Origin of the sequence: Ornithinimicrobium sp. INDO-MA30-4 (genome assembly GCF_021535045.1) — a bacterium.
Taxonomy (GTDB): Bacteria; Actinomycetota; Actinomycetes; order Actinomycetales; family Dermatophilaceae; genus Ornithinicoccus.
This window is the reverse complement of record NZ_CP091056.1, coordinates 1,520,342-1,540,499: the sequence shown is the minus strand read 5'-3', so window position 1 is coordinate 1,540,499 and position 20,158 is coordinate 1,520,342. Positions and strand designations below refer to the sequence as shown.

Genomic DNA, 20,158 nt, shown 5'->3' with positions numbered 1-20,158 from the left:
GTTGGACGAAGCCACCGAGCGTCGCGTCCACCACAGCGTTCCGGGCTATTCCGATCACGGCCCGTTGCACCACCACACGCCGTTGCATCCCTCGGACGAGGGCTACCCGGCTGAGGTCCTGGCCAAAATGCAGGCAGACGCTGCTGACTTGATCAGCCGCTACCCGCAAAAGCGTTCGGCGCTGTTGCCGCTGTTGCACCTCGTGCAGTCAATTGATGGCTACATCACCGGCCGTGGAGTCCAGTTCTGCGCTGAGCAACTCGACCTGTCGACCGCCGAGGTTAGCGGAGTTGCCACCTTCTACACCCAGTACAAGCGCCACCCCAATGGTGAATACACGGTCGGCGTGTGCACCAACACCTTGTGCGCCGTGATGGGTGGTGACCAGATCTTTGACGAGGTCAGTGATCACCTGGGCATTGGCCATGATGAGACGACTGAAGACGGTTCCATCACCCTAGAGCGCGTTGAGTGCAACGCGGCTTGTGACTACGCCCCAGTCGTGATGGTCAACTGGGAGTTCTTCGACGACCAGACGCCAGACTCAACCAAAAAGTTGGTTGATGACCTACGGGACGGCAAAGACGTCGTTCCGACCCGTGGCGCCTCAAAGGTTTGCTCGTTCAAGCAGGTGTCGCGGGTGCTGGCTGGCTTCACTGATGGTCGAGCAGACGAAGGTGTTGGCGCCGGACCGGCCTCCCTTGAGGGCGTCAAGGTTGCCGCAAAGAACGGCTGGACTGCCCCGGCAGCCCCGACCACGTCGGATGATGAAGGAGCGGAGAAGTGAGCACCGAGCTGACACCGATCCTGTCCAAGTTCTGGGATCACCCCCAGTCCTGGACATTGGAGACCTACGAAGCCAACGACGGCTACAAGGCCCTGCGCAAGGCGCTGGACCAGCCGGCCGCAGACTTGGTCGACATGGCCAAGGGCTCCGGCTTGCGTGGTCGTGGTGGCGCAGGCTTCCCCACCGGTCTGAAGTGGGGCTTCTTGCCTCCGCCAGACGGTGGCCCCCGCTACCTCGTCATCAACGCTGATGAGTCTGAGCCCGGGACCTGCAAGGACGTGCCACTGATGATGGCCGCCCCGCACTTCCTGATCGAGGGCATGATCATCACCTCGTATGCTATTGGTTGCGAGCACGCGTTCATCTACGTGCGCGGTGAAGTCGTGCACGTCTACCGCCGCCTGATGAAGGCCGTCGAAGAGGCCTATGCGGCCGGCTACCTCGGCAAAGACATCATGGGCACCGGCCTGAACCTGGACATCACCGTCCACTCTGGTGCCGGCGCATACATCTGCGGTGAAGAAACTGCGCTGCTCGACTCCCTTGAGGGACGTCGTGGCCAGCCACGCTTGAAGCCTCCGTTCCCAGCCGTCGCCGGTCTGTACGCCCGACCCACTGTGGTCAACAACGTTGAGTCGATCGCGTCGGTTCCGCCGATCGTGTTGAACGGCAAAGACTGGTTCACCGGGATGGGCACTGAGAAGTCGCAAGGCTTCGGTTTCTTCAGCCTCTCCGGGCACGTCACCCGGCCCGGTCAGTATGAAGCGCCGCTGGGTATCACGCTGCGTGAACTGCTTGACATGGCTGGCGGCATCCGCGAGGGCCACCAGTTGAAGTTCTGGACCCCGGGCGGCTCATCCACCCCGATCTTCACCGACGAGCACCTTGACGTGCCCCTGGACTTCGACTCGGTCGCTGCGGCTGGCTCGATGTTGGGCACCCGTGCGCTGCAGATCTTCGATGAGACCACCTCGGTGGTCCGCGCCGTCTCGCGTTGGACGGACTTTTACGCTCACGAGTCCTGCGGCAAGTGCACCCCTGCCGCGAAGGCACCTTCTGGTTGAAGCAGATCATGGAGCGCCTCGAAGCAGGCCGCGGCAGCCAGGACGACATCGACAAGTTGGTCGATATCTGCGACAACATCTTGGGCCGTTCGTTCTGCGCCCTCGGTGATGGTGCGACAAGCCCCATCACCTCCGCTGTCCAGTATTTCCGCGAGGAATTCGAAGCCGGTATGCATACGCCAGCCTCCGAATTGTTCCCGCCCCAGCGTTCAACGCTGTTTGCGAAGGAGACACTCTCCGCATGAGTGAAGACAAGGTCAACCTGACTATTGACGGTCAGGAAATCAGCGTTCCGAAGGGCACGCTGTTGATCCGCGCCGCTGAAGAACTGGGTATCCAGATTCCGCGTTTCTGCGATCACCCGCTGCTTGAGCCGGTCGGCGCATGCCGTCAGTGCTTGGTCGATGTGGCGATGCCAGACCGCGAGGGCAACGTTCGCCCGATGCCCAAGCCGCAGGCCTCCTGCACGATGGCCGCCAGCGCAGGCATGGTGGTCAACACGCAGGAGTCGTCCAAGGTCGCCGAGAAGGCACAAGAGGGCGTGATGGAACTCTTGCTCATCAACCACCCCTCGACTGCCCGGTCTGCGACAAGGGTGGCGAGTGCCCGCTGCAAAACCAGGCGATGAGGAGCAACCGCTCGAAAAGCCGCTTTGAAGATGTGAAGCGCACCTATCCCAAGCCGATCAACATTTCGGCTCAGGTGCTGTTGGACCGTGAGCGCTGCGTGCTGTGTGCGCGTTGCACCCGGTTCTCCGATCAGATTGCCGGTGACCCGTTCATTGCTTTGATCGAGCGTGGCGCCCTGCAGCAGGTTGGTATCTACCAAGAGAAGCCCTTTGAGTCTTACTTCTCCGGCAACACCGTGCAGATCTGCCCCGTGGGCGCACTGACCGGTTCGGCATACCGTTTCCGCTCGCGTCCATTCGACCTGGTTTCGACCACGAGCGTCTGTGAGCACTGTGCAGCCGGTTGCTCGATCCGCACCGATCACCGCCGCGGCACGGTTTTGCGCCGGATGGCCTTGGAAAACCCAGAGGTCAACGAAGAGTGGAACTGTGATAAGGGCCGTTGGGCTTTTGCCTATGCAGCCGCTCCCGACCGTCTGCGTGACCCAGTCGTCCGCAACGCTGATGGCAACTACGAGGTTGCCGCATGGCACCAGGCCTACGAAGCCGCCGCTGCAGGTATGGCCGCAGCCAAGGTTGCTGGGGGAGTTGGAGTGCTCGTCGGTGGTCGTGCGACCGTCGAGGACGCTTACGCATACAGCAAGTTTGCTCGCGTTGCCCTGGGCACGAACGACGTTGACTTCCGCGCTCGCCCACCTCTGATGAAGAGGAGCAGTTCCTCGCATCGGCAGTCTTGGGTGCCCCTGACCCGGTGACCTATGCAGACCTGGAGAAGGCCGCTTCGGTCCTCTTGGTCGGCATTGAGCCCGAGGAAGAGAGCCCCATTGTCTTCCTGCGGTTGCGCAAGGCAAACCGGAAAAACTCAACTCAGGTCTTCAGCATTGCGCCGTTCGCCACTCGCGGATTGGAAAAGTTGGAAGGCACCTTGCTTCCAGCGGCTCCGGGCACTGAGGCCGAGGTCATCGAGGCGTTGGCTAACTTCCGCGCCACCCAGGGCGAGGCCAACGACGCTGTCGCTGAGCCCCTGCCACAGGCCAACCCGCTGCAGGTCGCTTCTGATTCGCTGACCTCGGACGCCGTGATCATGGTCGGCGAACGACTCGCCACGTCTCCTGGGGCCTTGAGCGCGATCGCATCGCTGGCCGCCCAGACCGGTGCCCGTATCGCCTGGATCCCTCGCCGTGCGGGTGAGCCGGGTGCTGGCAACCGGCGCGCTGCCCAACTTGCTGCCCGGTGGACACCCGGTCGCTGATGAAGGTGCGCGCGCACATCGGTGGCAACTGGGGCGTCGAGCTCAGCGGCAACGCTGGTCGCGACACGACCGCTATCTTGCAGGCGGCCGCAAACGGCGAATTGGCCGGTCTGGTTGTTGGCGGTGTTGACCCCAACGACCTGCCGGACCCAGTTTTGGCTCGGGCCGCGCTGGAACGTGCCTTTGTGGTCTCGCTGGAGATGCGCGAAACCGCCGTCCACGAATACGCCGATGTCATTCTTCCCGTTGCCCCGCAGCAGGAAAAGGCTGGCACCTACGCTGACTGGGAAGGCCGCCTGCAGAGCTTTGACAAGGCGATCGACTCGGCAGCGCTGAGCGACTTCGCGGTCCTTGACCGGTTGTCCTCGGCAATGGGAGTAGCGCTTCAGGCCACCTCGGTGACTAGTTTGAGGCGTGAAATGACTGGCCTTGGCACCTTCGACGGACCGGTTGCTGGCCCAGAGGTTGCCGCACCAGCCCCTGCTGACCTGGCTGCTGGACAGGCCCTGTTGTCGACCTGGCACCACCTGCTGGACGCTGGCTCTATGCAGGACGGCGAGCCGTTCTTGGCTGGCACTGCACCCACGGCGCAGGCACGCGTTTCCGCTGAAACCGCAGCCTCGATTGGCCTGGCTGATGGCCAGCACATCGTGGTGAGCAAGGGTGCCGGTTCGATCGAACTCCCTGTTGCGCTCACTGAGATGCCCGATCACGTGGTGTGGATCCCGACAAACTCGGCCGATTCGCGAGTCCGTCCAACTTTGGGCGCTGACTCTGGATCGGTTGTATCGATCGCAGCCAAGCAAGGAGGCCAGGCATGAGCTTCGCGCACCTAGCGGCATCAATGCCCGAGGTGATGGTGTCGCTGCCGATGGCAGACGGCCCCGCCGCCGACTTCAGTGACACGCCCTGGTGGTTGTCGCTGTTCAAGACTGTGCTGGTCTTCGTTTACCTGCTGCTGCAGGTCGTCGTGGTCATCTGGTTCGAGCGCCGCGTCATTGGTCGGATGCAGCAGCGACCCGGCCCCAACCGGTTTGGTCCCTTTGGTCTCTTCCAGACCTTGGCTGACGGCCTCAAGCTGATGATGAAGGAAGACGTCACGCCCAAGGGCGCGGACAAGGTGATGTTCATCATCGCCCCGCTGATGGTCGGTTCACTCGCTTTCGTCTCATTCGCGATCATCCCGATGGGTGGCGAGGTCGAAATGTTCGGCCACACTACCCCGCTGCAGTTGACGGACACGCCGGTCGCCACGCTGCTCGTGCTGGCGGTCGCTGGCGTCGGTGCTTACGGCTTTGTGCTCGCCGGTTGGTCTTCAGGCTCGACCTACCCGCTCTTGGGTGGTCTGCGCTCAACCGCTCAGGTCATCTCCTACGAAATAGCCATGGGCCTCGCCCTCGTCGCGGTGTTCCTGTTCGCCGGCTCGATGTCGACGAGCGAAATCGTCGCAGCCCAAGACGGGCTTTGGTATGTCTTCCCGCTCGCTGTGTCGTTCGTGGTCTACATCATCACCATGGTTGGCGAGACCAACCGACTGCCCTTCGACTTGGCCGAAGGTGAAGGTGAACTCGGTGGCGGATTCCACACCGAATACTCCTCGATGAAGTTCGGCATGTTCTTCCTCGGTGAGTACATCAACATGTTCACCGTCTCGGCGCTGGCCGCGACGCTGTTCCTCGGTGGCTACTACGCACCGTTCGGCCTCGGCTTGATTAATGACGGCATGTTTAACGAGGGCTACTGGGGCATCCTGTGGTTCACCGCCAAGATGTGGTCGTTCATCTTCTTCTACGTGTGGCTGCGTGGCTCGTTGCCGCGTGTCCGCTACGACCAGTTCATGAAGTTCGGCTGGAAGTTGATGATCCCGATCTCGCTGACCTGGGTCATCGTGGCCATCTTGCTGCGCTCCGCTGACGAAGGCTTCTTCGGTGAGGGCATCTGGCCGCTGGTTATCACCATGTCGCTGATCTTCGTTTCGCTGATCACCGCTGGCTGGCTCATTGGCTACCGCCTCAACATGGCTGATGAGGCTAAGGCTGAGTCCCGGAAGGTGCCTGCAGAGATCGATCCGTTTGCGGACGGCTATCCGGTGCCACCGTTGCCCGGTCAAAAGTTGATCGAGCCTAAGCCCGCACTTGCGCCCGCGTCGGCATTGGTTGTGGGTTCCGCCCATGATGCCGACACCATAACTGAAGAAAGCTCGGAGGATGACCGTGGCTGACGAGACTCAGGACAACACGAACGACGACGCTCAGAACGAAGAGATGGATGTCGCCAAGCAGGCGGGCAACTCGCCTGCCGCGACAACTGGCGATGTCACTCCACCCAGCGAGAAGACGGGCCTGATGGCCCGCATCCGCAGCGAAGTCAGTGACACCTTGGCTCCCGTCGCTGGTTTTGGCGTCACGTTCAAGACGATGTTCGCCAAAGTCGCCACTGAGGAGTATCCGGAGAAGCCGCGTCCTACGCAGCCGCGGTTCCACGGGCGCCACCAGTTGAACCGGCACGCGGATGGCCTCGAGAAGTGCGTCGGCTGCGAACTTTGCGCTTGGGCTTGCCCCGCGGACGCGATCTTGGTTGAAGGTGCGGACAACACTGATGCCGCTCGTTTCTCACCGGGTGAGCGGTACGGACGTGTTTACCAAATCAACTACCTGCGCTGCATCTTCTGTGGATTGTGCATCGAGGCTTGTCCCACGCGAGCGCTCACGATGACCAACGACTACGAGATTGCAGACCGTGAGCGGGCACCGCTGATCTACGAAAAGCACCAACTCCTCGCGCCGTTGCGTGAAGGCATGTTGCCGCCGCCGTTCCCGATGGCCGATGGCATGGAAGAGCGCGACTACTACTTGGGCCAGGTGACGGCCCCAACGCAGTCGCAAAAGGACTATGTTGGCGATCGCGATCGGGCTGCTCAGCAGGTTGCTAACGACGACGACGCTGAGTCGTCGCAGGAGGTTTACCGATGAGTGGGGGAGAAGCAACTCTCTTTTGGGTGATCGCACCCGCCATGGTGCTTGGGGCACTCGGATTGCTCTTTGCTCACAAGGCCGTGCACGCCGCCATGTCGATGGCGCTGGTCATGGTCGCGATGGGTGTCGTCTACATCGCGCAGCAGGCCGAGTTCGTCGGAGTCATCCAGATCTTCGTCTACTCCGGCGCCGTCATGATGCTGTTCTTGTTCGTCGTCATGCTGGTAGGCGTTGATGCTTCGGACTCCCTCGTGGAGACCTTGAAGGGCCAACGGCTGTGGGCATACCTGCTCGCCGCGGCCTTTGTCGTCACGGCGATGGCTGGTGTGGCCAGCGTGACCTTCCGCGAACCAGTTGGCCTCGCGGCGGTTCAAGAAGAAGGAACCGTCACGGCTTTGGCTCGGGAGATCTTTGAGCGCCAGGTCTTCGGCTTCGAAATTCTGGCCACCCTGCTGGTGATCTCGGTAATGGGCGCGATGGTGCTCGCGCACCACGAGCGCTTGCTGCCGTTGATGAACCAGCGGGCAACCTCCACCGCCACCGTGCGCTCGATGAAGTGGCTCGCAGGTAAGCCGAACCCGGGTGTGTATGCGCGTCACAATGCCGCAGACACTCCGGCTTTGCTGCCTGATGGCACACCAACGGAAGAATCCGTGCCCCGCGTGCTGGTTGCTCGCGGTCAGGTTGCCTCGGTGACCCAGTACGCGGCAGTGACGCAGACAAGCGGCGAGGACAACGTTCCCAACACTGACCTTGTGGCTGCCCCCGAAGAGGAGGGCCAGTCATGACCTTGGTCGCATACATCTATCTGGCAACGATCCTGTTCACCATTGGTGCACTCGTCGTGCTGACTCGGCGCAACACCATCGTGGTGTTCATGGGGGTCGAGCTCATGCTGAACGCAACCAACTTGGCTTTGGTGACGTTCGCTCGGATGCACGGCACGCTGGACGGTCAGGTTTACGCCTTGTTCGTCATGGTCGTGGCTGCCGCTGAGGTTGTGGTCGGGCTAGCGATCATCATGTCCATCTTCCGTGCTCGTCGAACCGCTTCGGTCGACGACTCCAACCTCTTGAAGCTGTAAGGAGCGAGCTGCGTGTCTGTCTTAGAGACCTCCGCCGGCATCGCGCTCACCGAGACACACTCGGTGACTGCCACGGCTGCTGATGGCTTCGCCTCCCTGGGCTGGCTGATGATTGCCCTGCCGCTGCTGGGCGCTGCAGTCCTCTTGATCGGTGGCAAGGCCACCAACTCATGGGGACCAATGTTCGCGACGATCATGTCGTGGGCCGCCTTTGCCGTGGGTTTGGGCGTGATCTTCCAGATGTCTGGGCGTGGTGAGGAAGAACGTGCGCTCTCGGTGCAGTTGTGGGAGTGGGTGGCTGCCGGTGACCTGAGCGTCAACGTCGGCTTGCTGCTCGACCCGCTGTCCATGGTGTTCGTCATGCTGATCACGTTTGTCGGATCCTTGATCCACGTGTACTCCCTGGGCTACATGGAGCACGACCCCGACAAGCGCCGCTTCTTCGCATACCTGAACTTGTTTGTTGCCGCGATGCTGATCTTGGTGCTCGGCGACTCCTACCTCGTGCTCTTCGTCGGCTGGGAAGGTGTGGGCCTCGCGTCCTACCTGCTGATCGGCTTCTGGAACTGGAACCCCGCGTATGCGACGGCCGCCAACAAGGCGTTCGTCGTCAACCGCATCGGTGACCTTGGTCTGATCACGGCTATGTCGGTGATGTTCGCCAGCATCGGGGCGCTGGACTACGCCACGGTCAACGAGAACGCCGCGTCCATGAGCCAGGGTGCGTTGTTGGCCGTTGGCCTGCTGTTGCTGCTCGGTGCTTGCGGTAAGTCGGCTCAGTTCCCGCTGCAGTCGTGGTTGGGCGACGCCATGGCGGGTCCAACTCCGGTTTCCGCTTTGATCCACGCGGCAACCATGGTGACCGCCGGTGTCTACCTCATTGCGCGTAGCCAGGCGATCTACATTGAGACGCCTGATGCTCGCGTGGTGGTTGCCGTTGTCGGTGCGATCACGCTGGTCTACGGTGCGATCGTCGGTTGTGCCAAGGACGACATCAAGAAGGCTTTGGCTGCCTCGACCATGAGCCAGATCGGCTACATGATGCTTGCCGTTGGACTTGGCCCGATCGGTTACACCTTCGCGATTTTCCACCTGGTGACGCACGGCTTCTTCAAGGCTGGCATGTTCCTCGGTGCTGGCTCGGTCATGCACGGGATGAATAACCGGGTAGACATGCGCCGCTACGGTGGACTGTCTCGCGCGATGAAGATCACCTGGATTACGTTCATGATGGGCTGGCTCGCCATCTTGGGTGTTCCGCCGTTTGCCGGATTCTGGTCCAAGGACAAGATCATTGAGACGGCGTTCGTCGGCGAAGGCTGGCAGCCCTGGGTCTTTGGTTTCACGGCCCTGATCGGTGCTGGCATTACCGCGTTCTACATGTCGCGCCTGTTCTTCATGACCTTCCAGGGCAAGGCCCGTTGGGAAGACGACCAGCACCCGCATGAGTCGCCGCTGTCGATGACGGTGCCGATGATGATCTTGGCCGTGGGCTCTATCTCGCTTGGCTTCATTCTTGGCCCGACAGGCATCCTAGAGTCCTGGCTCGAGCCGGTCTTCGGACACGTTGAACACGACGAGCCAGTCCTGGCAATCCCGGTGATTGTGACGTTGACGCTTGTCCTGGTGTTCCTGGGTGCAGCGTTGGCCTACTTCATGTACTGGAAGTCCGAAGTTCCGACTGAGGCTCCGGAAGGCAGTGCCCTCACCAAGGCTGCTCGTCGCGACTTGCTGCAGGACGACTTCAACGAAGTCTTCCTGCGCAAGCCAGGTGAGGGCATGGTGACGATGTTGGTCGCCACCGACCGTGACTTGATTGAAGGCGGCATGGTGGGTAAGACCACAGGCAGCCTCGCAGGGCTTTCTGACCTGCTGCGCCGCACCCAGAACGGGTTCGTGCGCTCCTATGCCATGACAATGCTGGCTGGCATTGTCGTCATTCTTGGTGCTGTTTGGGTGATGCAGTGATGACAGACTTTCCCTGGCTGACGCTTCTGCTGTTGGTGCCCATGGTGGGTGCCGCAGTAGTCGCTGGAATGCCTCGTGGTTTTGCTAAATCTCGTGAGCTTGCCATGGGTATCTCCCTGGTGACTTTGCTCCTTGGTGTGCTGATGGCATTCCAGTTCGACATCGGATCGAGCACGCAGTACCAGCTTTCCGAGGTCTACCCTGGATTCCGCAGTTCGGTGTGAGCTTCGCTCTGGGTGTTGACGGCATTGCGCTGTCGATGATCTTGCTGGGTGTCGTCCTGGTGCCGATCTGTCTATTGGCGGCCTGGAACGATGTCCCCAGTGCAGACAACCGTCGTCAGCAGACGTACTTCGCGCTGATGCTGGTGCTGGAGTCGACGATGATCGGTGTTTTTGCAGCCACCGACGTCTTCCTCTTCTATGTCTTCTTCGAAGTCATGCTGATCCCGGTCTACTTCCTGATCGGTTCATTCGGTGGCGCAGGCAGGGCGAAAGCAGCCACGAGCTTCCTGCTCTACTCGCTGCTCGGTGGCCTCATCATGCTGGTGGCTGTCATCGCCCTTTACCTGCAGGGCCCCGGTGGCACCGAAGGCTTCTTGATTCAGAACCTCACCGGGCTGCCGATTGGCGCTTCGACCGAGCGCTGGCTGTTCGCCGGATTCTTCATCGCCTTCGCTATTAAGGCCCCGATGTGGCCGGTTCACACCTGGTTGCCACACGCCGCCAGCGAGGCACGTCCCGCGACTGCCGTGTTGTTGGTCGGCGTGCTCGACAAGGTCGGCACCTTCGGCATGCTGCGTTTTTGCTTGCAGTTATTCCCCGAAGCCAGCCAGTGGGCCACCCCATTGGTGATGACTCTCGCGGTCATCTCGATCTTGGTCGGTGCCATGTTGGCCATCGGCGAGACGGACATGATGCGCTTGATCGCTTACACCTCGATCAGCCACTTCGGCTTCATCGTGCTTGGCATCTTCGCGCTCACCACGGTGAGCATGACCGGATCCACGCTCTACATGGTCAACCACGGGTTCACCACCGCAGCGCTATTCCTGATCGCCGCGATGATGATCCAGCGTCGCGGCTCGCGCCAGATCGCTGATTTTGGTGGCTGGCAACGAGTGACGCCACTGATCGCCGGGTCGTTCTTGATCGCTGGTCTCTCCGGCTTGGCTCTACCCGGGCTGAACTCCTTCGTCTCGGAGTTCATGGTCATCGTCGGAACCTTCCAGACATACCCCGTGTTTGCGGTGATCGGCACCATGGGTGTCCTACTCGCGGCCTTGTACATCCTGCTGATGTACAAGAAGGTTGCGACTGGCCCAGCGCCAGAAGAGTTTGCTGGCACGACGCCGGACATGAGTATGCGCGAGAAGTTCGTGGTGGCCCCGCTCATCGTGGCCTTCCTGGTGCTTGGGTTCTACCCGAAGCCGGTCACTGAACTGCTCGAGCCTGCTGTCCAGACCACCTTGCAAAATGTCGGCGTTTCAAACCCGGCGCCTACCAGCGTCGACGCCGAAGGGAATGAGCGCTGATGTTTGAAGCTCCCGAGATTAGCTATGCAGCGCTGCTGCCGTTGATCATCGTGTTTGTTGGCGGCTTGGTTGGCGTCGCGGTGGAAGGCTTTGCTGGCAAGGCCAAGCGTTATGCCATTCACCTACCCATAGTCATCGCCACCTTGGTGTTGGCTTTCTTGGCCATCATCATGGTGGCCCGCGACAACCAGGGGTCAACTGCTGCTGGCGCCGTCGTTATCGATGGTCCGTCGCTTTTCTTGCAGGGTCTGCTCTTGGTTCTGTCCGTGATCGGCGTCCTGGTCATGAGCGAGCGTTTCGGTGGGGAAACTCCCGACGCCTTCACCCAGGCCGGAGTTTCGACTCCTGGCTCTGCCGAAGAGGCCCTCGCGACCAAGATGGGCGCGACCACGACGGAGATCTACCCGCTGACGTTGTTCTCTATCGGCGGCATGATGCTCTTCACGATGGCCAATGACCTGCTGGTCATGTTCATCGCGCTTGAGATCCTCTCGCTCCCGCTCTACGTGCTGTCGGGCCTGGCCCGCCGTCGCCGCCTGCTCTCGCAGGAGGCAGCGCTGAAGTACTTCCTGCTCGGTGCCTTCTCCTCGGCGTTCTTCCTGTTCGGTGCCGCCTTGATTTATGGGTACGCCGGCTCGATGCGCTTCGACGTGATTGCTGCTTCGATTGGCACCGAGGTGCTGATGGATGGCTTGCTGGTCCCCGGCGTCTTGCTGGTGGCGACTGGTCTGCTGTTCAAGGTCGGTGCTGTTCCGTTCCACGCGTGGACGCCAGATGTCTACCAGGGAGCCCCGACACCGGTCACCGGCTTCATGGCGGCCTGCACCAAGGTCGCCGCATTTGGTGCCATGCTCCGCGTGTTCTACGTGGCTGTGGAAGGCGCGCGGCTCGATTGGGCACCGATCCTGGCCGTCATCGCCGCGATCACCATGATCGTCGGTGCCGTCATGTCGGTGCGTCAGACCGACGTCAAGCGCATCTTGGCCTACTCATCGATCGCCCACGCCGGGTTTATCTTGGTCGGCTTGGTGTCGCTGCAGCAGTCGGGTGTCACCAGCACGATGTTCTACCTAGTGACCTATGGCTTCATGACGATTCCGGCCTTTGCCATTGTCACGATGGTCCGCTCCTCGGGGACCGAAGCCACCCACGTGTCTCAGTGGGCTGGCCTCGGCAAGACAAACCCGTGGGTTGCAGCCGCGTTTAGCTTCTTGATGCTGGCCTTCGCAGGCATCCCGCTGACATCCGGCTTCACCGGCAAGTTCGCGGTGTTCTCTGCTGGTGTCCAGGGTGGCTACGCCTGGCTTGCCGTCATCGGCGTGCTGGCCTCGGCCGTGACGGCCTATGTCTACTTCCGGTTGATCGTGACGATGTACTTCGGCGACTCCGACGATGACACCGTGGTGATCAATGCCTCCGCGCTGACGCTGTTCGCTATCGCGTTCGGTGTTGTCGTGACGTTGTTCCTGGGCGTCGTGCCTTCGCCGATGCTCGAGGTCGCGCAACAGGCTTCACAGTTCCTGCGGTGACCTCAGAATCCCAGACACCCCAGACCGGGTCAGCCACTGCGGCTGACCCGGTCATTCCGGGTATTGACGACGATTTGGCCGACCGGATCATGGTCGGCATGGCCAAATTTGATCTACGATTGTGCGAAGTCATCGATCACGAGGATGAGTTCATTGCCGAAGCGGCCGGCCACCTGGCTGCCGCTGGCGGGAAACGATTCCGTCCGTTGTTGACCTTGTTGGCTGCAGAATTGGGCGAGGGCATTAACGACCAAGTTGTGGATGCTGCCGTAGGTGTTGAGTTGACGCACTTGGCTTCGCTCTATCACGACGACGTCATGGATGAGGCTGAGTTGCGCCGCGGGGTGCAGAGCGCCAATGTGCGCTACGGCAACGCGGTTTCTATCTTGGTCGGTGACTTACTGTTTGGCACTGCTTCATCCGTGATCGCTGACCTCGGGCCAGAGGCAGTCAAGGTGCAGGCAGCAACCTTTGTCCGCCTGTGCTCCGGTCAGATTCGTGATGAGCGGACTCCTGGCGTCGACGTTGACCCCATTGACTACTACCTGGGTGTCCTTGCCGACAAGACAGGCTCGCTAATTTCAACGGCTGCTTGGTACGGCTCGACGTTCGGTGGCGCCTCGCCGGAGGCTGTGGCTGCGGTGACCGAGTATGCAGAGAAGGTCGGCATGGTCTTCCAACTAGCCGATGACTTGCTGGATATCTCCTCCGACGCTGATGTCTCGGGCAAGACGCCCGGAACAGACCTGCGTGAAGGCAAGGCCACCCTGCCGGTATTACTGGCTCGGGCGTCGAGTGACCCAGCTGATGCTCGACTGCAGGAGTTGCTGGCTGGGCCGATCGCGGATGCTGACGAGGTCGCCGAGGCGGTGACCCTGTTGCGTGCCCACGACGCTATGGACGCTGCTCAGGCGCATACCGATCAGGTAGCCGATGAAGCGCGGGCGCTCTTGGCCAGCATCGGCGAAGGCCCCGTGATCGACGCGCTGGTCGCCCTGGTTGATGGCGTAGCCAGCCGGTCTGCCTAGGATCGGCTCTATGACTGCGACACGGGACAAGCGACTGGCCGCTGGCATTTGGGCCCTGTCCCCACTCGCTGTCCTGCTGCTAGGCGCGACCGTAATCGTGCAACCAGCGCTGATGCCGACCCATTGGGGCTTCAGCGACGAAGTCGATGCCGTTGCCACGGGTGGGGGATACCTCGCTGCCACCTTCTCCATCACCGCTGCTGCTGCGTGTGGTGCTGCAGTTGTTGGCGGATTGGCACGATTCCTGTCGAGTTGGACTTCGCGGTGGTTGATGTCCGCACTAACGACGATCGGGGGCTTCTCGGCTGCTTCGTATCTTGTCACCGCGCTCGTGACGAACCTGGCTCGGAGCCCGCAAGACGTTAGCCCTTTGTGGGTGCTGCTGACGCTGGTGATTGCTGCTGCTTGGGGCTATAGCTGCTGGGCCATTCACGGCCGCTCCATGCCTGCCCGCGCTGAGGTCATTTCAGCTATCCCTGGTCGCAGCCGGATCCCTAAAAAGGTGCGTGAGGGCGAGTTGCCGTGGTCGGCGCAGACCGCATCAGGTGTCCTCAAAGCCACAGGTTGGTTCATCGTCTTCATCGCGGTGACGTGCACGGGCATCATCCTGGCCACCGGGTCTGGCCTTTTCTCTGGCCTCTTCGTCGCGGTATCGCTTGGGCTCACCGCGGCAGCTTGCTTTTGCTGGCCTCGATGGACTTCTCCGTCACGGAAGCCGGCCTGCGAGGTCGCACCACCGTTGGTGGCATCGGCGTTTTCAACGTGCCAGCGAGTGAAGTTTTGGGCGTTGAGTTAACCAAGGTCAAGCCGATGGAGTGGGGCGGCAACGGCTTGCGGGTTTCCCGCAAAGGCACGGCTTATGTTGCCAATGGCGGCCCGGGGGTCGTGATCTATCGCGCGAGTGGCAGCAACCTGGCCATCGAGTTGAGTGATGAGTTTGCGGCGGCTGCGGCCTACGACGCGCTCCGGCTGGCCGCCAGTCAGGCAGCCAGCCCGCCGCGATGAGGCGAAATGGGACACCCGTGCATGTTTTGCAGGCCACATCGTGCCCATATTGACTCATGGTCACGGGGCGAAACTGCGCACAGACAGATGAGAGGGCCCCGCCGAAGTGGCAGGGCCCTCTCATTGTTTATCCGCGAGTAGCCACGGTGGCCGCACGAGTGATGCGCAGTAGTGACTACTTCGTGTATTCCCGCTCCAGGCTTGAGCCCTCAACGTCGACATCGGGCAGAGCTTTGTCGAGCCACTTGGGGATAAACCAAGCCTTCTCGCCCAGCAGCGCCATCACCGCCGGGGTCAGCGTCATCCGGATCAAGAAGGCGTCAATGAGCACGCCCACAGCCATACCGAGTCCGACCGGTCGGATCATCGCCAGCTCAGCAAAGATGAATCCGCTAAACACGGAGATCATGATGATCGCGGCAGCAACGACGACACGTGCGCTGTGGTTGAAGCCCTTGACGATGGCATCGTGCGCGCTGGCTCCATGCACCTTCATCTCGCGCATAGCCGACACCAAGAACACCTGGTAGTCCATCGCTAGGCCAAAGAGCACGCCGATCAGCAGAATCGGCAGGAAGCTCAAGATCGGCCCTGGCTCCGTCACACCGAAGATCGAGCTAAGGAAGCCCCACTGGTAGACCGCAACAACCACGCCGAACGCGGCAGCCAGCGACAGCAGGAAGCCAGCGGTGGCCAACAGCGGGATCACGATAGACCGGAAGACCAGCAACAGCAGGATCAGTGACAGGCCTAGGACAACCAGCAGATAGATCGGCAGCGCATCGCCCAACTGGTTGGAGATATCGATGTTGGCCACGGTCTGACCCGTGAAGCCAATCGTGGCGTCATTCGCTGCGCCGATCTCATCGCCAGCAGCATCCAGGTCGCTCACCAGTTGCACGGTGGACTCTTCTGAGGGGCCACCACTGGGGACAATCTGAAAGGCCAAGGTCTGCCGGTCATCGCTGACGCCGATCGGGGCGACGTATTCGACATTGTCGATGGCCACGAGCGCCTCACCGAGGTCGGCCTGAGCCACCTGCACCGGCAGGTCACCTTCAGCTAGCGGCTCGTCGAGCTCGGCCACTCCCAGCAGCGGGCCATTCACGCCAGCACCGAAGTTGTCGCGGATCGAGTCATACGTTTGGTATGCGGTGGACTCGGCTGGTTCGGCGCTCCCGTCGGGCAGGCCAAGACGCAGGTCCAAAGTCGGGAAGGCCAAGCTCGCCACGATGGCGAGCACGCCAACGATCGTCAGGATGGGGCGCTTGACGACGCCAGCAGCCCAACCGGTGTTGGCTTCATCATGGTGCCTGGGCTGGTGGTCAACGTCTTCATCAAGCTCGACGTCGGCTTCAGCATGCGCGCCATCGTGTTGCACCAGGCCGCGCTGCTTCTTTGGCAGGACGCGAGCCCCAACCAGGCTCAGCGCCGCGGGGGTCAACGTCAAAGCCACCAGGACTGCAACAGCCACCGTGCCAGCAGCGGCAAAACCCATCACCGTCAGGAACGGGATGCCGGTGACGAACAGAGCGGCCAGCGCAATGATGACCGTCAGGCCAGCGAAGGCCACGGCGTTGCCCGAGGTGCCGGTGGCCAGCGCGATCGAAGCCCGCAGCGGCATACCGTCCTTGAGCTGGTTGCGGTGCCTGTTCAGCAGGAACAATGAGTAGTCAATGCCGACAGCGAGACCCAACATCAGGGCCAGCACGGGGGCGGTGGAGTTCATCTCGACGAAGGTGGTGAAGGCTAGCGCGGTTCCGATACCAGCACCGACGCCGACGAGCGCCATGATGAGCGGCAGGCCAGCAGCAACGAGGCTGCCCAGCATGACGAGCAACACGATGGCGGCAATCGCCACACCAATGGCCTCGCCCGGCCCAGCGATGCTGCTGAAGTCTTGGACGATCTCAGCGCTGTAGGTGACCTCAACGTCATCGTCAGCCAGGACAGTGCCGGTCTCTGGGAGTTGGGCCGAAATATCAGGGTCGATGCTGCCAGCCTCGGACGAGAACGTCACCTGAGCCACAGCGGTGTCGCCATCTTCAGACACAAATCGCAGACCGTCAGTCAAGGTAGCCAGTCGGCGACCGGCGTCGATCTGAGCCAAACCAGCATCGATCTGTTCGGCGCCAGCGTCGGCCTGAGCCTGACCTTCATCAAGCTCGGCCTGGGCCTGGTCGAGCTCTTCGGGAAGCGGCGTCAAGCTCTCCCTGGGCGGCCGCTAGGGCCTGCTCGCCGAGGGCATCGCCAGAGGCGTCCAACTGAGCTTGCTGCTCGGCAATCTGCTCACGACCGGCGTCAATCTCTGCCTGGCCAGCATCAAGTTCAGTCTGGCCTTCTTCGAGCTGAGCCTGACCGGCCACCAACTCCTCCTGCGAGGCGTCCAGCTGATCCGTCGTGGAGTCCAGCTGCTGCTGGGTCTCAAACGGATTAGTGACGTCGTTGATGCCCTCGAGATCACGCCATTCAACAATGATGTCGTCGATCGCGCTGCGCTGAGCATCGGTGAAGGGATCATCGCTGCTGAAGACCACGGTGCCAGTGCCACCAGCGGCCGCAGGCAACTCTTCCTTGAGTTGTTCCAAGACAGCCTCAAAGCGACTGCCAGGGATCGAGAACTCATTGGTCAGGGGCTTGCTGAAGGTCGCGGCAGCGCCACCCACCACCAGCAAGATGGCGAGCCAGGCGCCGACGGTGGCCCAGGCGTGCTGGGCGCACCAGCGGCCGAGGCGGTGCAAGAAAGAGGCCATGACGGCTTCCTTTCGGAAAGTAACGAGGGGCGGGGTTGTTCAGGTCGTGGGTGAGGCTGGCGGCACGGTGCGCCAACCATCGCGAGCAAAGGTGAGGGCTATTCGCACTTCGGCGGTGAACTCTTGGCGAGCTGCCTCGTCGATGGCGCCCTGGCACTTGGTCATCCAGGTGATCTGGGCAGCCTCAAAGACATGCAGCACCGTCGTGCTGAGGTGGTGACATACAAGTCGTGTGGCTCTTTGCCGACCCGCTGGCGCAACATCTCAGACACCCATTCGGTATGCCGTTGCCAGACTTTGCCGTGCAACTCATGGTGAGGGTCCTCCGGGAAGCCCGGCGCGGCACACCAACGAGCCAAGCTCTCCGGCATGGCGTCATCGAGGGAGTTGATCAACGCCAGCAGTGGGTCTTCGGAGGCCGGGCGGGCGAGGAAGACTTCGGCAATGCCGCGCATCGGCACCTGAGTGGCATCGGCAACGACAGCGTCCAGGCCGCTGTAATAGTTGAAGAACGTGCGGCGTGAGACACCGGCTCGCTCGGCTACGTCATCAGCGGTGACGTGGTCAAAGCCATGCTCGGCAGCTGCCTGCAGGACTGCTTCCTGAATCGCTACCCGGGTGCGTCGCTTGTTGAGCTCGCGGCGGGAGGTCAGGAGAGTCACAGGTCCATCATTGGTGAAACATTGCACTGTGTGCAAACTTGCACGGCGTGAACTAGATCACAGCAGGCCCTGGATGGCCTTCACTGCGTTGCCAACACCGTCCTCGTGAGCCAACATGGCGGCCACCCGAGTCGCATCGGCGGCATAAGTGTCTGCCTTCGGTCCAGTGGTCACAGCTGTGATTTGGTCGGCCAATCGCGCTGTGCTCAGCGCTGATCGATTCAGTGGCGTTGCCGCCACGCCTAGCCGGTGCACGCGGTCGGCCCAATAAAACTGATCGCCCATGTGGCCGACAACGACCTGTGGCGCCCCGGCCCGCAAAGCCGACGCAGTAGTGCCGGCCCCGCCGTGGTGCACGACCGCATCGCACTGGGCAAACAACCAATCGTGCGGCACATCGTCAACGACGGTGACGTCATCGACCCCGATGAGGTGTTCGCCCAGACCAGCCCACCCGCTATGAATCACGGCATGCACGCCGCTGCGCCGGGCTGCCCCGGCTAGGAGTTCAGCAGTGGCTGATGGGTCGACGCTGGTCATGCTGCCAAAACCTAAATAGACGACAGATTTGTGCTTTCGCGCGGCAGCTAACTCATCGCGCAATCCTTCGGTCGCGCTGCTCGTGCTCCACGGAGCCCAATAGCCGCTGACCTTCATCTGCCGATGATCCGGGGGTGGCGGCACCACGTGTGGGCTGACCGCCATCAGCGTCGGTGTTGCCTTCATCTCCTTGATAAACCAACTAGCGCTAGTGCGGCCATGGCCCAGGCGCTTGCGAATCTCGCGACCCGGCACGCTGATCAGCGGGTAGGCGCCCCGCAGCGCCGCATACCCGGCCTTGCTGTTGATCGCAGACCGGCGACCGCCTAGAGGGCGGCAACCGAGCTTGGGCCGTTGCTGCTGGGCCAAATAGGTGCGAGCAGGCCGATCACGTGCTGCTGGCCCGCGCGGCGGCGAGGCTAAAGCAAGCATCGGCAGTCAGCACGCCGCTGATCAGCAAGTCAGCGTCGCCTGTGTGCTCCCACAACCCTTCGATGAGCGGAGAACCGAACTCGTCCAGGACTCGCCGAGTGCCAACCCTTCGCCGACGATGGTGGGGTGGCCGCCCAGCCAAGCGCGGCCGGTGGGCGAATCAGCGAGGGCCCGCACGTCAGCGTCAAGGCCTCGAACCCCGAGCCGGCAGCTGCGACCAGCTCGGCAAAGTCACGCGAAGCCAGCACGCTGACGTCATAGCCTGCATCTTTGAGGCCGACGCCGAGGGTGACAAGGGGGCAACATCTCCACGCGAGCCCCAGGCAATGAGCAACACTCGAGGCGACATAGGGCTGATTCTAGGCGGCCATGCCTCGAGCGGCGCGGGCGAGTCGGCGCGACCGGCCAACGCTGACCAGGGAGTCAGCGCTCAGCACCGCCAGTGCGACCCAGACCATCGCGAAGCCGACCCAGCGTGAGGGCTCCATGGTCTCGCCCAGCAAAAAGACAGCAGTTAGCAACTGCGCGACTGGAGTGATGAACTGCAGCAAGCCGATGGTCGTCAGCGGCACGCGCCGGGCAGCGCCAGCAAAGAGCAACAGCGGCACGGTCGTGGCGACCCCTGCGCCAGCCAGCAGTAGTGCGTGCACCCAGCCCTCGTTGCCAAACGTCAGGTTGCCCTGTTGCGCCAACACCGCAATGGCGATGGCGGCAGCGGGCGCGATGACGATGGTCTCAGCGGTGAGTGACTGCAGCGCCGACAGTGAGTTGCCGACCTTCTTTTCACCAAGCCATAGGTGGCAAAGCTCAAGGCCAGGCTGATCGAGACCCAGGGCGGCCCACCAAAGTCGACCGTGAGATAGATCGCCGCGATGGTGCCAATGCCGACGGCAACCCATTGGGCTCGTCGCAGTTTT

The 20,158-nt window shown here is 61.8% G+C and carries 17 protein-coding genes and 3 pseudogenes; 14 read left to right on the top strand and 6 right to left on the bottom strand.

All coding sequences use genetic code 11. The annotated features are described in order from the left end of the window. Window positions 1-127: 127 nt before the first annotated feature. From nuoE to L0A91_RS08840, 13 genes and pseudogenes are all read left to right on the top strand, one after another. Window positions 128-787 carry an NADH-quinone oxidoreductase subunit NuoE gene (gene nuoE, locus L0A91_RS08900; protein WP_235246582.1) on the top strand — a complete coding sequence of 220 codons (660 nt, stop codon included), beginning with the start codon at window positions 128-130 and terminating at the stop codon, window positions 785-787. Then, window positions 784-2,096 (top strand): annotated as a pseudogene (nuoF, locus tag L0A91_RS08895) (NADH-quinone oxidoreductase subunit NuoF). The gene nuoE and the pseudogene nuoF overlap by 4 nt, the downstream one beginning before the upstream one ends. Then, window positions 2,093-4,552 (top strand): annotated as a pseudogene (locus tag L0A91_RS08890) (NADH-quinone oxidoreductase subunit G). Before nuoF ends, L0A91_RS08890 begins: the two co-directional pseudogenes overlap by 4 nt. Beyond that, on the top strand, window positions 4,549-5,952 hold the full coding sequence (nuoH, locus tag L0A91_RS08885) for an NADH-quinone oxidoreductase subunit NuoH (protein ID WP_235243962.1): 1,404 nt from the start codon (window positions 4,549-4,551) through the stop codon (window positions 5,950-5,952). Before L0A91_RS08890 ends, nuoH begins: the two are co-directional and overlap by 4 nt. Window positions 5,953-6,076: 124 nt before the next feature. After that, window positions 6,077-6,703 (top strand): NADH-quinone oxidoreductase subunit NuoI, encoded by a 627-nt coding sequence (gene nuoI, locus L0A91_RS08880; protein WP_235246580.1) that lies wholly within the window; start codon window positions 6,077-6,079, stop codon window positions 6,701-6,703. Further along, window positions 6,700-7,494, top strand: a complete 795-nt coding sequence (locus L0A91_RS08875; RefSeq protein WP_235243961.1) for an NADH-quinone oxidoreductase subunit J — start codon at window positions 6,700-6,702, stop codon at window positions 7,492-7,494. The genes nuoI and L0A91_RS08875 overlap by 4 nt, the downstream gene beginning before the upstream one ends. Then, complete coding sequence (nuoK, locus tag L0A91_RS08870) at window positions 7,491-7,790, top strand: NADH-quinone oxidoreductase subunit NuoK (RefSeq protein ID WP_235243952.1); 300 nt, start codon at window positions 7,491-7,493, stop codon at window positions 7,788-7,790. The genes L0A91_RS08875 and nuoK overlap by 4 nt, the downstream gene beginning before the upstream one ends. 108 nt (window positions 7,791-7,898) lie before the next feature. Next, window positions 7,899-9,758, top strand: a complete 1,860-nt coding sequence (nuoL, locus tag L0A91_RS08865) for an NADH-quinone oxidoreductase subunit L (protein WP_235246579.1) — start codon at window positions 7,899-7,901, stop codon at window positions 9,756-9,758. Then, a pseudogene (locus L0A91_RS08860) lies at window positions 9,758-11,292 on the top strand (NADH-quinone oxidoreductase subunit M). Before nuoL ends, L0A91_RS08860 begins: the two are co-directional and overlap by 1 nt. After that, complete coding sequence (gene nuoN / locus L0A91_RS08855; RefSeq protein WP_235243950.1) at window positions 11,292-12,821, top strand: NADH-quinone oxidoreductase subunit NuoN; 1,530 nt, start codon at window positions 11,292-11,294, stop codon at window positions 12,819-12,821. Before L0A91_RS08860 ends, nuoN begins: the two are co-directional and overlap by 1 nt. 89 nt (window positions 12,822-12,910) lie before the next feature. Then, entirely contained in the window at window positions 12,911-13,849 is a 939-nt protein-coding gene (locus L0A91_RS08850; RefSeq protein ID WP_235246578.1) for a polyprenyl synthetase family protein, read from the top strand. Between the two features lie 10 nt (window positions 13,850-13,859). Next, the gene (locus L0A91_RS08845; protein WP_235243948.1) at window positions 13,860-14,645 is read left to right on the top strand and encodes a hypothetical protein; all 786 of its coding nucleotides are present in this window, start codon (window positions 13,860-13,862) and stop codon (window positions 14,643-14,645) included. Then, window positions 14,612-14,854, top strand: coding sequence for a hypothetical protein (locus L0A91_RS08840; RefSeq protein WP_235243946.1), 243 nt, complete (start codon window positions 14,612-14,614; stop codon window positions 14,852-14,854). The genes L0A91_RS08845 and L0A91_RS08840 overlap by 34 nt, the downstream gene beginning before the upstream one ends. Before the next feature lie 175 nt (window positions 14,855-15,029). Here L0A91_RS08840 and L0A91_RS08835 read toward each other — a convergent pair whose 3' ends face one another. From L0A91_RS08835 to L0A91_RS08820, 5 genes are read right to left on the bottom strand one after another with little or no spacing between them, the layout of a single operon-like run. After that, window positions 15,030-17,060 carry an MMPL family transporter gene (locus L0A91_RS08835; RefSeq protein WP_235243944.1) on the bottom strand — a complete coding sequence of 677 codons (2,031 nt, stop codon included), beginning with the start codon at window positions 17,058-17,060 and terminating at the stop codon, window positions 15,030-15,032. Further along, window positions 17,014-17,607 carry a hypothetical protein gene (locus L0A91_RS08830; protein WP_235243942.1) on the bottom strand — a complete coding sequence of 198 codons (594 nt, stop codon included), beginning with the start codon at window positions 17,605-17,607 and terminating at the stop codon, window positions 17,014-17,016. The genes L0A91_RS08835 and L0A91_RS08830 overlap by 47 nt, the downstream gene beginning before the upstream one ends. Before the next feature lie 39 nt (window positions 17,608-17,646). Beyond that, the gene (locus L0A91_RS17425) at window positions 17,647-17,772 is read right to left on the bottom strand and encodes a hypothetical protein (protein ID WP_260115169.1); all 126 of its coding nucleotides are present in this window, start codon (window positions 17,770-17,772) and stop codon (window positions 17,647-17,649) included. After that, complete coding sequence (locus tag L0A91_RS08825; RefSeq protein ID WP_235243940.1) at window positions 17,769-18,269, bottom strand: TetR/AcrR family transcriptional regulator; 501 nt, start codon at window positions 18,267-18,269, stop codon at window positions 17,769-17,771. Before L0A91_RS08825 ends, L0A91_RS17425 begins: the two co-directional genes overlap by 4 nt. Window positions 18,270-18,326: 57 nt before the next feature. Next, window positions 18,327-19,241 carry a glycosyltransferase gene (locus L0A91_RS08820; RefSeq protein WP_235243938.1) on the bottom strand — a complete coding sequence of 305 codons (915 nt, stop codon included), beginning with the start codon at window positions 19,239-19,241 and terminating at the stop codon, window positions 18,327-18,329. Between the two features lie 126 nt (window positions 19,242-19,367). Here L0A91_RS08820 and L0A91_RS17420 point away from each other — a divergent pair, with 126 nt between their 5' ends. After that, window positions 19,368-19,502, top strand: a complete 135-nt coding sequence (locus L0A91_RS17420) for a hypothetical protein (protein ID WP_260115168.1) — start codon at window positions 19,368-19,370, stop codon at window positions 19,500-19,502. A 98-nt stretch (window positions 19,503-19,600) separates the two neighbouring features. On the opposite strand, the gene L0A91_RS08815 is transcribed toward L0A91_RS17420, so the two are convergent. Then, on the bottom strand, window positions 19,601-20,140 hold the full coding sequence (locus tag L0A91_RS08815; protein WP_235243936.1) for an EamA family transporter: 540 nt from the start codon (window positions 20,138-20,140) through the stop codon (window positions 19,601-19,603). Window positions 20,141-20,158: the final 18 nt, after the last annotated feature.

Coding starts and splice junctions, on each gene's coding strand:
- L0A91_RS08815 (WP_235243936.1), bottom strand. CDS start 20,140: ATGGGTTGCCGTCGGCATTGGCACCATCGCGGCGATCTATCTCACGGT.
- nuoI (WP_235246580.1), top strand. CDS start 6,077: ATGGCCCGCATCCGCAGCGAAGTCAGTGACACCTTGGCTCCCGTCGCT.
- L0A91_RS17425 (WP_260115169.1), bottom strand. CDS start 17,772: ATGACCAAGTGCCAGGGCGCCATCGACGAGGCAGCTCGCCAAGAGTTC.
- L0A91_RS08830 (WP_235243942.1), bottom strand. CDS start 17,607: ATGGCCTCTTTCTTGCACCGCCTCGGCCGCTGGTGCGCCCAGCACGCC.
- nuoH (WP_235243962.1), top strand. CDS start 4,549: ATGAGCTTCGCGCACCTAGCGGCATCAATGCCCGAGGTGATGGTGTCG.
- nuoE (WP_235246582.1), top strand. CDS start 128: ATGCAGGCAGACGCTGCTGACTTGATCAGCCGCTACCCGCAAAAGCGT.
- L0A91_RS08850 (WP_235246578.1), top strand. CDS start 12,911: ATGGTCGGCATGGCCAAATTTGATCTACGATTGTGCGAAGTCATCGAT.
- L0A91_RS08820 (WP_235243938.1), bottom strand. CDS start 19,241: ATGCTTGCTTTAGCCTCGCCGCCGCGCGGGCCAGCAGCACGTGATCGG.
- nuoN (WP_235243950.1), top strand. CDS start 11,292: ATGTTTGAAGCTCCCGAGATTAGCTATGCAGCGCTGCTGCCGTTGATC.
- L0A91_RS08845 (WP_235243948.1), top strand. CDS start 13,860: ATGACTGCGACACGGGACAAGCGACTGGCCGCTGGCATTTGGGCCCTG.
- nuoK (WP_235243952.1), top strand. CDS start 7,491: ATGACCTTGGTCGCATACATCTATCTGGCAACGATCCTGTTCACCATT.
- L0A91_RS08875 (WP_235243961.1), top strand. CDS start 6,700: ATGAGTGGGGGAGAAGCAACTCTCTTTTGGGTGATCGCACCCGCCATG.
- nuoL (WP_235246579.1), top strand. CDS start 7,899: ATGATTGCCCTGCCGCTGCTGGGCGCTGCAGTCCTCTTGATCGGTGGC.